Source organism: Streptomyces sp. NBC_00210 (assembly GCF_045160975.1).
Classification (GTDB): domain Bacteria; phylum Actinomycetota; class Actinomycetes; order Streptomycetales; family Streptomycetaceae; genus Streptomyces.
In genome coordinates this window covers 4,778,298-4,790,276 of record NZ_CP108120.1, presented here as the reverse complement: position 1 = coordinate 4,790,276, position 11,979 = coordinate 4,778,298, and the positions used below count along the sequence as shown (strand labels likewise).

At 72.7% G+C, this 11,979-nt stretch carries 9 protein-coding genes; 4 read left to right on the top strand and 5 right to left on the bottom strand.

Annotated features, from left to right (window positions below):
• Position 1 precedes the first annotated feature (1 nt).
• A complete protein-coding gene (locus tag OG729_RS21805) occupies positions 2 to 1,030 on the bottom strand; it encodes a hypothetical protein (RefSeq protein WP_360868067.1) in 1,029 nt (342 codons plus the stop codon).
• A 93-nt stretch (positions 1,031 to 1,123) separates the two neighbouring features.
• Between OG729_RS21805 and OG729_RS21800 the strand changes: the two genes are divergently transcribed.
• Positions 1,124 to 3,733: a helicase C-terminal domain-containing protein gene (locus OG729_RS21800; RefSeq protein WP_405807732.1), complete on the top strand. Its 2,610-nt coding sequence runs from the start codon at positions 1,124 to 1,126 to the stop codon at positions 3,731 to 3,733.
• On the opposite strand, the gene OG729_RS21795 is transcribed toward OG729_RS21800, so the two are convergent.
• Positions 3,696 to 4,253, bottom strand: a complete 558-nt coding sequence (locus OG729_RS21795; RefSeq protein WP_405807731.1) for a VanZ family protein — start codon at positions 4,251 to 4,253, stop codon at positions 3,696 to 3,698. The two genes, OG729_RS21800 and OG729_RS21795, sit on opposite strands and share 38 nt — an antisense overlap.
• 162 nt (positions 4,254 to 4,415) lie before the next feature.
• Between OG729_RS21795 and OG729_RS21790 the strand changes: the two genes are divergently transcribed.
• Positions 4,416 to 6,053, top strand: coding sequence for a DNA repair helicase XPB (locus OG729_RS21790; RefSeq protein ID WP_360868075.1), 1,638 nt, complete (start codon positions 4,416 to 4,418; stop codon positions 6,051 to 6,053).
• A 7-nt stretch (positions 6,054 to 6,060) separates the two neighbouring features.
• Here the strand turns inward: OG729_RS21790 and OG729_RS21785 are convergent, their stop codons facing one another.
• The gene (locus tag OG729_RS21785; RefSeq protein ID WP_405807730.1) at positions 6,061 to 7,239 is read right to left on the bottom strand and encodes a glycosyltransferase 87 family protein; all 1,179 of its coding nucleotides are present in this window, start codon (positions 7,237 to 7,239) and stop codon (positions 6,061 to 6,063) included.
• Positions 7,240 to 7,280: 41 nt separating this feature from the next.
• Positions 7,281 to 7,475, bottom strand: coding sequence for a hypothetical protein (locus OG729_RS21780; RefSeq protein ID WP_405807728.1), 195 nt, complete (start codon positions 7,473 to 7,475; stop codon positions 7,281 to 7,283).
• A gap of 392 nt (positions 7,476 to 7,867) precedes the next feature.
• Here OG729_RS21780 and OG729_RS21775 point away from each other — a divergent pair, with 392 nt between their 5' ends.
• Together OG729_RS21775 and OG729_RS21770 are read left to right on the top strand one after the other, a co-directional pair.
• The gene (locus OG729_RS21775) at positions 7,868 to 9,901 is read left to right on the top strand and encodes a HelD family protein (protein ID WP_405807727.1); all 2,034 of its coding nucleotides are present in this window, start codon (positions 7,868 to 7,870) and stop codon (positions 9,899 to 9,901) included.
• Positions 9,902 to 10,105: 204 nt separating this feature from the next.
• Positions 10,106 to 10,903, top strand: coding sequence for a hypothetical protein (locus OG729_RS21770; protein ID WP_405807726.1), 798 nt, complete (start codon positions 10,106 to 10,108; stop codon positions 10,901 to 10,903).
• Between the two features lie 100 nt (positions 10,904 to 11,003).
• Here OG729_RS21770 and OG729_RS21765 read toward each other — a convergent pair whose 3' ends face one another.
• Positions 11,004 to 11,693 (bottom strand): copper homeostasis protein CutC, encoded by a 690-nt coding sequence (locus OG729_RS21765; RefSeq protein ID WP_360868084.1) that lies wholly within the window; start codon positions 11,691 to 11,693, stop codon positions 11,004 to 11,006.
• Positions 11,694 to 11,979: the final 286 nt, after the last annotated feature.

Below are 11,979 nucleotides of genomic sequence, written 5' to 3'. Positions count from 1 at the left end.
GTCAGCGTCGCCGGGCCCGCCACACCAGATAGAGCGCGGAGGCGACGGCCGCCCCCTTCACCACCCACGGCCAGGTGCCGGCGAGTGCGTCGCGCATCCCGTCCTGCCCGATCGGCTCGCCCCAGCGGCCGTTGACCCGGCCCCACAGCCAGACCAGGCCGCCCGTCACGACCGCGCCGGGCAGACCGAAGACCGCCCATTTCGCCTCCGTGCGGGAGAGTCGGCGCGAGGCGTACGCGAGGAGCCAGCCGACGCCCAGGGCGAGCCAGGAGCCGAGCACGGCGCCGGCGACCAGCAGAGCGGCGGCGAGCAGCAGGAACGGGTTGGCGAAGGCGGGAAGTGGCTCGGCCGTTGCGGTACGACGGGTGAGCCGCGGACGCAGGCCACGCGGCGGACCGCCGTCCGCCTCGCCCGGATCGTCGTCGTCCTCGTACTCGTACTCCTCGCCCGCCTCCTCTTCCACGTACCCGCGCTCCACCGCCGCCGCTGCCTCCGCGGCCGCCAAGTCCTCCTTGGTCGGCGGGGGTTTGAGTATTTCGGGGATCTCGACGCCGCCGACGAAACCGGCCACGCTCTCGCCCGGCCCGAACGGCCCCGCCTCGACCCGCCACCAGTCGGGCTCGCTGCCCGAGGGGCCGAGTTCGTCCATCCCCGCGAGGTGCGGCGGGGAGGCGCCGAGGGAGGGCCGCGGGGGCTCGGGCTGATCGACGGCCGCGGTCTTGCGCGGCCGCGGGATCCGACGGCGTACGCGCTGCTGCGGCACGGCAACCCGGGATGCGGGTGGCGACACGGCCTGGCCGCCGTCGGCCGACGCGGCCGCCACCACCTCGTCCGGCGTACCGAGCCGCCCGAGAATGCGGCGTACGGACGCGGGGGTGTCGGAACCCGACTTCGCCCGCTGCTGGTCGATCTCGTTCCGCAGACCCGACACCAGCCGCATCCGGTCGCCGGACGGCAACTGGCACTGCTGGGCCAGGTCACCGACCCGGCTCAGATAGTCGTAGACGAGCTGGTCGCTCTCGATCCCCACCGGCGTTCCCCTGACGTTCCCTGCCCGGCCGCTCTGTCTTCCCGGGCCCGCCCTGTCCCCGACCGTAGCGCTCCAGGGACTACCGTGGGGCGGATGGGGACCATGCCCGAAGGAAGCAGTACGGCCGGCCCGAGCAGTCCGGCCGGCCCAAGCGGCGCGGCCGGCCCGAGCAGCCCGCGCACCCTCGCCGAAGCCCTGCGTACCCGCGCCGACGACGAGCTGGCCGCGCTGCTGCGCGCCCGCCCCGATCTGCTGACCCCCGTGCCCAACGATCTGACGCAGCTGGCGACTCGGGCGGGCACGCGTGCCTCCGTCGTACGCGCACTCGAACGGCTCGACCGGTTCACGCTGCAGACCGCCGAGGCACTGGCCGTGGCCCCGGACCCCGCCCCGTACGAAACGCTGCTCGCTCTGCTGACCGGCGACGAGGGCGACCCCACCATCGAGGCGGCGCTGCCGCACGCGGTGGACGTGCTGCGCGGGCAGGCGCTGGTCTGGGGCGGCGACGACCGGCTGCGGCTGGTGCGCACGGCGCGCGAACTGCTCGCCCCGTCCCCGACCCGTCCGTCCCCGACCGGTCTCGGGCCGACCGTCGCCGAGGCCACCGCGGGGATGTCACCGACCCGGCTGCAGGAGATCCTGGCGGCGGCCGGGCTGCCGACGACGCACGACCCGGTCTCCGCCGTCGCCTCGCTGACTTCACTGTTCACCGACCGGGAGCGGATGGCGGCGCTCCTCGACACCGCACCGCCGGAGGCGCTGACGGTGCTTGACCGGCTGGTCTGGGGTCCGCCGTACGGAGAGGTGACGGCGACCCCCGCCCCGCCCGTGCGGTGGCTGCGCGACCGCGGGCTGCTGCTGCCCGCGTCACCGCGGACGGTTGTGCTGCCGCGCGAGGCCGCACTGTATCTGCGGGCGGGCCGCGCGCACCGGGCACCGGAGCCGGTGCCGCCGGCGGTCGCGCCCGCCGCGACGGCGTCGATGACCGCGGGCCGTCCACAGGTTGTGGACAGTGCGGCGGCGGCCCAGGCGTACACCGCACTCACCACGGTCGAGGACCTGCTGAAGGACTGGCACGAGGGCGGGCCCGCGGTGATGCGGTCGGGCGGCCTTTCGGTACGCGACCTCAAGCGCACCGCGGCCGCGCTGGACACGAACGAGCAGATGGCCGGGTTCTGGCTCGAACTCGCTTATACGGCGGGCCTGTTGGCGTCGGACGGCGAGGCGGACGAACGATACGCACCGACGCCCGCGTACGACGACTGGCTCACCCTCCCGGCGGCCGAGCGGTGGGCGCATCTCGCCACGGCGTGGCTCGGCGCAACCCGTACGCCCGGCCTGATCGGCAGCCAGGACGCCAAGGGCCGTACGCTCTCCGCACTCGGCCCGGAGCTGGACCGCTCGTCGGCTGCCGAGGTCCGCCGCCGGGTCCTGGTACTGCTGGCCGCGCTCCCGCCGGCCACGGCCCCCGCCCCGGAGACCGTGCTGGCCCGGCTGCGCTGGGAGCGCCCGCTCCGCGGCGGCGCGGCGTCCCCGGACACGAACGCGGCCCGCAGTGCGGCGGGCACCCCGACAGACCTGCGCTCGCGGATCGCGGCGTGGACGCTGACGGAGGCGGAGGTGCTGGGCATCACGGGCCGGGGCGCGCTGTCGACGCACGCGCGCGCGCTGCTGGGCACCCACGCCCCCGTTCCGACGGCCGGGGGCTCGCCGGCCTCGCGGCCCCTCAGCGACGAGCTCGTCCCGCCCGACTCCGCGGAGCTCACCGCCCGAGCCGCCACAGCACTCGCGCCGCTGCTGCCCGAGCCCCTCGACCATGTCCTCCTCCAGGCCGACCTCACGGCCGTCGCCCCCGGGCCGCTGGAGCGGCCGCTCGCCGAGACCCTCGCCGTGCTCGCCGACGTCGAGTCCAAGGGCGGTGCGACCGTCTACCGCTTCACGCCCGGCTCCGTACGCCGCGCACTCGACGCCGGGCGGTCCGCCTCCGAACTGCACACCTTCCTGGCCACGCACTCCCGCACCCCCGTGCCGCAGCCGCTCAGCTATCTGATCGACGACGTGGCCCGCCGCCACGGCCATCTGCGGATCGGCGCCGCATCCGCGTACGTACGCTGCGACGACGACGCGCTGCTCGGCGAAATCCTCGCGGACAAGCGGTCCCAGGGCCTGCGCCTGCGCCGACTCGCGCCCACCGTCCTGGCCGCCCATGCCGATCCGGCGACGCTGCTCGAGGGCCTGCGCGCCATGGGGTACGCGCCCGCCGCCGAATCCGCGGAGGGCGATGTCCTGATCACCCGCGCCCACGCCCGCCGGACCCCGCCACGCACCCCGCCCGCCCCGGTGCCGGACGGCCCGCCGGTGCCCGACGGCATGCTGCTCGGCGCGGCGGTGAAGGCCATCCGCGCGGGCGACCTCGCGTCCACGGTGGTGCGCAAGCCCGTCCCGGAACCGGCACGCAACGGCGAGCTCCCGCGTACGACCTCCGCCGAGACCCTGGCCACGGTCCAGGCCGCGGCGATGACCGGCTCCGCGCTCTGGATCGGCTACGTCAACGCGGACGGCGCGGCAAGCCAGCGCGTCATCGCGCCCGTGCGCGTGGAGGGCGGCTTCGTCACGGCGTACGACCACACGGCGGACGAGGTGCGCACATATCCGCTGCACCGCATCACCGGCGTCGCCGAACTCGCGGACGACCCCGCCTGACCGGCTTCACGCGCCTGACGGGCTTTACGGGCTTTACGGGCCGGGCAGGCCTCGCCGCTGTCGCATGCGCGAACCTGCGCCCCAGCAGCAGATAGCCGAGCAGCGCACCCGTCGTGTTGAGGATGACGTCGTCCACGTCGAAGGCCCGCCCCTCCACCACCGCGCCCTGCGCCAGCTCGACCAGCGCCATCACCACCACGGTGAGCGCGATCACCCGCACCATGCGCATCGAGCGCGGTACGAGGACGGGCAGCAGCACGCCGAACGGCACACCCAGCAGCAGGTTGCCGCCGATCTGCTTGCACGCGGCGAGGAAGGTGTAGTCCTCGGCGTACTGCCGCAGCGACGAGCCGGGCCGGAGGTTGGCCGTGGCGATGTCCGCGGAGGCGTGCGAAGGGGCGAGGGTCAGTCTGGCCAGTACGGCCGAGAAGGCCACCAGCGCCAGAAAAGCCACCACCATCGCACCCACGTGCAATGCTGTTCTGCCCCTCGGTGTACGGGGCTGTGCTCCCGTAGTCATGGGGGTCCGGGTACCCCCGCCGCCCCCGGTCAGCCCTGAACGTTGCCGGTGGCTGCCGCCACGACGAAGAGGCAGGCCGGCGGGGTGCGGCCGCTCAGCCACTCCACCCCCGGGGCTCAGTACGGCACACTGGAGGTTTGGCCTTACCGAAAGGGCGCAGGTGTGAACGGACCCCTCATCGTCCAGAGTGACAAGACGCTTCTCCTCGAAGTCGACCACGAGCTGGCGGGCGAGTGCCGTCGCGCCATCGCGCCCTTCGCGGAGCTGGAGCGCGCGCCCGAGCACATCCACACCTACCGGGTCACCCCGCTCGGCCTGTGGAACGCGCGGGCCGCCGGGCACGATGCCGAGCAGGTCGTCGATGCTCTCGTGGCGTACTCCCGCTACCCCGTGCCGCACGCACTCCTCGTCGATGTCGCCGAGACGATGGCCCGCTACGGCCGGCTCACCCTCTCCAAGCACCCCGTCCACGGGCTCGTACTCACCACCACCGACCGGCCCGTGCTCGAGGAGATCCTGCGGTCCAGGAAGGTGCAGCCGCTGGTCGGGGCCCGGATCGACCCGGACACGGTCGCCGTGCATCCCTCCGAGCGCGGACAGATCAAGCAGACGCTGCTGAGGCTGGGCTGGCCCGCCGAGGACCTCGCCGGGTACGTCGACGGCGAGGCGCACCGTATCGACCTCGACGAGAGCGGATGGGCCCTGCGCCCGTACCAGAAGCAGGCCGTGGAGGGCTTCTGGCACGGCGGCTCCGGCGTAGTCGTACTCCCCTGCGGCGCCGGAAAGACGCTGGTGGGAGCCGGTGCGATGGCCCAGGCCAAGGCGACCACCCTCATCCTCGTCACCAACACGGTCTCGGCGCGGCAGTGGAAGCACGAGCTGGTCCGGCGCACCTCGCTGACCGAGGACGAGGTCGGCGAGTACAGCGGTACGAGGAAGGAGATCCGCCCCGTCACGATCGCCACCTACCAGGTGCTGACGACGAAGCGGAAGGGGATCTATCCCCACCTGGAGCTCTTCGACTCCCGCGACTGGGGCCTGATCGTCTACGACGAGGTGCATCTGCTGCCCGCGCCGGTCTTCAAGTTCACCGCGGACCTGCAGGCGCGGCGGCGGCTCGGTCTGACCGCGACGCTCGTGCGGGAGGACGGCCGCGAGTCGGACGTCTTCTCGCTCATCGGGCCGAAGCGTTTCGACGCGCCGTGGAAGGAGATCGAGGCGCAGGGCTACATCGCGCCCGCGGACTGTGTGGAGGTGCGGGTCAATCTCACCGACTCCGAGCGGCTGGCGTACGCGACCGCCGAGACGGAGGAGAAGTATCGCTACTGCGCCACGACCGCGACCAAGCGGAAGGTGACGGAGGCGCTGGTACAGAGGTTCGCGGGCCAGCAGATCCTCGTCATCGGCCAGTACATCGACCAGCTCGACGAGCTGGGCGAGCATCTGAACGCGCCGGTCATCAAGGGCGAGACGTCGAACGCGCAGCGCGAGAAGCTCTTCGAGGCGTTCCGGCAGGGCGAGATCTCGGTGCTGGTCGTGTCGAAGGTCGCGAACTTCTCGATCGACCTGCCGGAGGCCACGGTCGCGATTCAGGTGTCGGGCACCTTCGGCTCCCGCCAGGAGGAGGCGCAGCGGCTGGGACGTGTGCTGCGGCCGAAGGCGGACGGCCACCAGGCCCACTTCTACTCAGTGGTCGCGCGGGACACGATCGACCAGGACTTCGCGGCACACCGCCAGCGGTTCCTGGCGGAGCAGGGGTACGCGTACCGGATCGTCGACGCGGACGAGCTGCTGGCCTAGAGGTGTTTCAGGGGGTGTTGGGGTCGGGCTCCGGGTGCGGTGCCCGGCCCCGGGCCCGCCCCGCGGCAGGCGCCAGTACCGGCATCGCCAGCGCCAACGTCAGCGCCAGCAGCGGATACGGAGACGCCGGCACCTGCTGCCACCACGGCAGGCGCAGATCCAGGTCGCCCTCGTGCGGGACCAGCCACAGCGTGCGGGCCAGGAAGACCACGGCCACCGTCGCCGCCGTACGCATCCGGCCCTCCGCGAGCAGCACCGCCAGCAGCGGTACGCACCACACCCAGTGGTGCGACCAGCTGATCGGCGAGACGAGCAGCCCGGTGAACGCCACGACCAGGACACCTCGGGCCGCGCTCGCCGCCCGGCGCGCGATCCACAGGCCGGCGACGGCGGTGACCACGGCGGCGAACATCCAGACCGGCCCCGGGTCGGGTGTGTGCAGCGCCCTGGCCAACAGGCCCTGCAGGGACTGGTTGTCGATGACCCACACCTTGCCGACCCGGTCCGTCTCGAAGATCCGCCGGGTGAAGAAGTCGAGGCTGGCCCCCGGCAGTACGAGCGCGCCCAGCAGCACGGTCCCGGCGAAGGAGGCGAGCGCGGTGAGCCCGGCCCGTACCCGGCCGGTGATCAGCAGATGGAGGATGAACACGGCGGGCGTCAGCTTGACGCCCGCGGCGACGCCGAGCGCGAAGCCCTTGCCGATGGCCTCCTCGTCCCGGGACAGATCCCACAGGACGAGGCAGACGAGGGCAAGGTTGATCTGGCCGAAGAGGAGCGTCTGGAAGACCGGTTCGAGCCAGAGGCCCACGGCGACGGCGGCGAGCACCAGCGGCTGCCGCTCGGGAAGCCCGGCGAACCGGCAGGAGAGCCGCACCAGCAGCGCGAGCAGCAGCGCGTTCCCGACGACAAAGACCACCTTGAGCGCCGGGACGGGCAGCCAGGTGGTCGGTACGAAGAGGATCGCGGCGAAGGGGGGATATGTGGCGGGCAGTCGCCACTGGGTGACGGTGAAACCGTAGAGATCGGTGCCGTTCGCGACGGCTGCTCCCTCGGCCCGGTACACGAGGGTGTCGACCATGGGGATGCGCTGCGCGATGCAGAGGGCGACGAGCGCGGTGAGCGAGAAGGCGAGAGCGAGGACGCTTACTGCGGTGAGTAAACGAGGGGTCACGTTCCGGTACGTCACGGCCGCGACCCTACTAGTGGATCAGCGGGTCTCTGCGCCGGTCAGCGGCGGTGGATGCCCGCTTCCTCGCCGTACTCCCCGAGCACGGCGACGCTGAACGCTGCGCCGGCGAAGACCTTGACCGCGCGCAGGGCGTTGCCGAGGCGGTGGGGGGAGTGCGGGGTGGAGCCGGTGGCGGTCGCACCGCGGCGTGGGTGGGGGACATGGGGCGTGGGGGTGAAGGTTGCTGTGCTCATATCTCCATGATGGATCTCCGCGGTGGGTAGCACATCGACCTGCGGACTGAGCTGCGCGGATGCGCGCGTACGACTCCAGGCATAGGTCGTCCCCTACGGGGAGGATGTCCGGGCGTACGACGCCCCGGGCAAGTCCCCGCGCACGACCCTGGCAAATCCGGGCGTACGGCCCGGAAATCCCCCCGCACACCGCCCTCAGAAATTCGGTCGCCCGCGTCCCCGCCCCTGACTACAATCGCCCGTCTTGCCCGCCTCCCTCTGCGGAGCGCCGCCGGCCGGACGGAAACCGGCCGGTTCGTCATGCCGCCCCGATCCCTGCCGTAGCCGACGGAGGCAACCCCGTGCCCGCGCACGCCCCTGAACCCGTGCAACCCCTGCGATCCGTGCAATCCGTGCAATCCCTGCAACCCGACCCCGACCCCGATCCGCTGTCGCGTGAACGGGCCCACCTCACCGCCTCGCGTGACGCCCTCCGCGCGATGCGCGAGGACGTCCAGGCACTCGACATCCGCGATGTCACCGCGAACTGGGTCAACGCCGCCGTCCTGGAGGCGCAGATCGAGGAGCGCATCAAGGCGCTCGCCGATCTCTCGCACACCCCGCTGTTCTTCGGCCGCCTCGACTATCTGCACACCGGGCTGGAAGGCCGGCGTTTCTACATCGGCCGCCGGCACGTCCACGACGGGGACGGCGACCCGATGGTCGTCGACTGGCGCGCGCCCGTGTCGCAGCCCTTCTACCGGGCCTCCCGGAAGGATCCGCTGGACGTCGGCCTGCGCAGACGCTTCGGCTACACGGGCGGGGACCTCACGGCGTACGAGGACGAGCATCTCACCGACCCCGCCGAGCAAGAGCGGACCAGCAGGCTGCTCCAGGCGGAGATCGAACGGCCGCGCGTGGGCCCGATGCGGGACATCGTCGCCACGATCCAGCCGGAGCAGGACGAGATCGTACGGTCCGGGCTCGGCGGCACGGTGTGCGTGCAGGGCGGTCCCGGCACCGGAAAGACGGCGGTGGGCCTGCACCGGGTCGCGTATCTGCTGTACGCGCACCGCGAGCGGCTGGCCAAGACGGGCACGCTGGTCATCGGGCCGAACCGTTCCTTCCTGCACTACATCGAGCAAGTCCTGCCCGCGCTCGGCGAGTTGGAGGTCAAGCAGGCGACGGTCGACGACCTGGTGGCCCATGTGGAGGTGCAGGGCGCGGACCCGGCGGACGCCGCGGTGGTCAAGGGTGACGCGAGGATGGCTCAGGTGCTGCGGCGGGCCGTTCGCTCCCATGTCACGATCCCCACGGAGCCGCTGATGGTGGTGCGCGGCTCGCGGCGGTGGCGCGTCCCGGCGTACGAACTCGAGGAGATCGTGCGCGAGTTGCTCGACCGGGACATCCGCTACGGCGCGGCACGCGACGCCCTTCCGCAGCGCATCGCGCACACGGTGCTGGTCCGCATGGAGCAGGCGGGCGAGGCGCCCGACGACCGGGTGCAGGACGCGGTGGCGCGCAATCCCGCGGTGAAGGCGGTCGTGAAGGCGGCATGGCCACCGGTGGATCCGGCGAAGCTGGTGCTGCGGCTGCTGTCCGACCCGGACTTCCTCGCGTCGCACGCGCAGGGCGTGCTGAGCGAGGAGGAGCAGCGGACGATCCTGTGGGAGAAGCCGCCGCGCGGCGTGCGGTCCGCGAAGTGGTCCCTGGCGGACGCGGTGCTGATCGACGAGGCGAACGATCTGGTGCAGCGTACGCACTCGCTGGGCCATGTCGTACTGGACGAGGCACAGGACCTGTCCCCCATGCAGTACCGCGCGGTGGGCCGGCGCTGCACCACGGGGTCGGCGACGGTCCTCGGCGACCTGGCACAGGGCACAACGCCGTGGGCGACGGGGAGTTGGGCCGAAGCGCTGAGGCATCTGGGCAAGCCGGACGCGGCGGTCGAGGAACTGACGGCGGGCTTCCGCGTCCCACGGGAGGTCATCGCGTACGCGTCCCGGCTGCTGCCGCACATGTCACCGGGCCTGACGGAGGTGACGTCGGTCCGCGAGACGCCGGGCTCGCTGTCGGTCCGTGAGGTGCGGGACCTGGACGCGGCGGTGGTGTCGGCGTGCGAGGAGTCCCTGCGGCGGGAGGGCTCGATCGGCCTGATCGCGGCGGACGCGCGGGTCCCGGCGCTGGCCTCGGCGTTGACGGCCGCTGGCCATGCGTATCTCTCGCCGGGCGAGGAGACGACGGCCGCCTCCCGCCTCACGCTGGTCCCGGCGTCGCTCGCGAAGGGCCTGGAGTACGACTACGTCGTACTCGACGAGCCGGCCGCGGTGGTGGCGGCGGAACCGGACGAAAGAACGGGCCTGCGCCGCCTGTACGTGTCCCTGACCCGAGCGGTCTCGGGCCTGACGGTCGTCCACGAGTCGCCACTGCCGGCGCAACTGGCCTGACCGTCGGGGGAGGCGGCGCGTTTCGCCCACGCGGTCACCGCGCGGGTAGCCCGAGCAGGGCATGGCGCCACCCACTTGGGCCAAGCAAGGGCGCCCCTGGTGGCGGACCGGCGGGTGTGGCGGTGGGCTGGGCCGCGGACCACTCGGTCCGACCATTCGACTCATCGCACTCGCCTGGCCGGATGGCCACGCGGGAAGGAAGACATGAACGGGAACAACCAGCCCCCACGCCCCGCTCGCCGCCGGATACTGCTCGCTGCCGCAATGGCGGCGGCGGCGCTGACCGGTCAGCTGCTGATCGCAGCGCCCGCGGCTCAGGCGGACGGCGAAGACACCGAGACGGGAAGTTCGGGCAAGAAGGCCCAGCACGGAGTGCAGGAGTTCACCGAGGACGGGACGTTCAGGATCCCCAGGGACGTCAAGACGATCTACGTCCAGGCATGGGGCGCCGGTGGCGGCGGCGGTGGCGGCGGTGGCGGCGGCCTCCCGCTGAGCAACGGCCGCAGCGCTCAGGGCGCCGAGGGTGGTGACGGTGGTGGCGGCGGCGCCGGCGGCTTCGTCTACTGCGTGATGAATGTGGCCTCGCAGATCCAAGGGGAAGAAATCGCGGTGGACCTCGGCACCGGCGGCAACGGCGGCGACGGCGGCGAGGCGGGCGAGCACGGTGACGACGGTGACGACGGTGGCGCGACGACGTTGGCCCACGACGGGGACGAGGTGCTCCACGCCGGTGGTGGCGGCGGCGGTGGCGGCGGCGAGGGCGGCACCGGCGTCGCGGGCGCCCCGGGCACCGGCGGCACGCCCGGCACCTGCTCCGACTTTCCCCATGTGAGCCGGCCCGGCGCACCCGGCAACGGCACCGGCGGCCACCCCGCCGACGGCATCGTCGGCCTGCCCGACGACGCCGCCCAGGGCGGGGACGGTGGGAACGGCGGCGGCGTCCAACTCCACGGCGAGGACGGTGCGCCCGGTGGCGACGGGTACGTCGTCATCTCGTATTAACACCGGACGACCCGGCTGAATCCGACCGGCCCCCACGGCCGAGGCCGTGGGGGCCGGTTTCGCTGCGCGGGTGAGCCCTGGCCAGGCCCTGACCAGGGGCCTACGCGTCCAGCGCCCTCCGCCACTCCCGTACCGCCGACGCCTCGACCGGCGCCCCCCACCCCCGCGGCCGCGCCGCGCCCCCGATGTGGAAGCCGTCGATTCCCGCCGCCCGCAGCACCGCCACGTGCTCCAGCCGCAGCCCGCCGCCGACCAGGATCCGCGGCTCGTACGCCGGTTCGCCCCGGCGCGCCGCCTCCGCCAGCAGGGTCGGCAGGCCGTCATCGACACCGGCCGCCGAGCCTGCGGTGAGGTAGGTGTCCAGACCGGGCAGGTCCGCGAGCTGCTTGCGCAGGGCGTCCCGGTCCGCCGCCCGGTCGATCGCCCGGTGGAACGTCCACCGGCAGCCGTCCAGTTCGGCGACGAGCCGCTCGATCGTGACGAGGTCGGGCGAGCCGCCCTCGTCCAGGAAACCGAGTACGAATTCGTCGGCACCCTCGGCGCGCAGCTCCCGTGCCGCACGTACCAGCGCATCGACGTCACCCGCCGCGAAGCCGTCGGCGAGTCGCAGCATCGCGCGCAGCGGGATGTCGACGGCCGCGCGGATCCGGGCGAAGGTCTCCCGGGACGGCGTCAGCCCGTCCGCCGCCATGTCGGTGACCAGCTCCAGTCGGTCCGCCCCTCCGGACCGGGCCGCGACCGCGTCCTCCGCGTCGAGAGCGATCACCTCCAGGACTGCACGGTTGCTCATGTGACCCCATTCCTCCAGGGAGACTGCTACGGCTCAAACAGGTCTAGTCCAATCCCAGCGTAATGCGGATGTACTGCGAACACAGCCACCCGGAGCTGCCCCGTCCGGATCACATCGCATATTGCATACGGACGGGGGGTATACAGACCACCTGGGAGGAACCAAGCCCCCTCACCGAGGTCGAGCTCGCCTCGGCTGCATGACCTGCGCCGACTGCGCGGCGCGCAGGGAGAAGAAGCTCCACCGCATGACGAAAAGGCCGCGGGGAGGACTCCTCCGCACACGA

Excerpts from the sequence above, each read along its gene's own strand:
- OG729_RS21800 (WP_405807732.1), top strand. The coding sequence starts at position 1,124 with ATGGGGACCATGCCCGAAGGAAGCAGTACGGCCGGCCCGAGCAGTCCG.
- OG729_RS21795 (WP_405807731.1), bottom strand. The coding sequence starts at position 4,253 with ATGACTACGGGAGCACAGCCCCGTACACCGAGGGGCAGAACAGCATTG.
- OG729_RS21780 (WP_405807728.1), bottom strand. The coding sequence starts at position 7,475 with ATGAGCACAGCAACCTTCACCCCCACGCCCCATGTCCCCCACCCACGC.
- OG729_RS21770 (WP_405807726.1), top strand. The coding sequence starts at position 10,106 with ATGAACGGGAACAACCAGCCCCCACGCCCCGCTCGCCGCCGGATACTG.
- OG729_RS21765 (WP_360868084.1), bottom strand. The coding sequence starts at position 11,693 with ATGAGCAACCGTGCAGTCCTGGAGGTGATCGCTCTCGACGCGGAGGAC.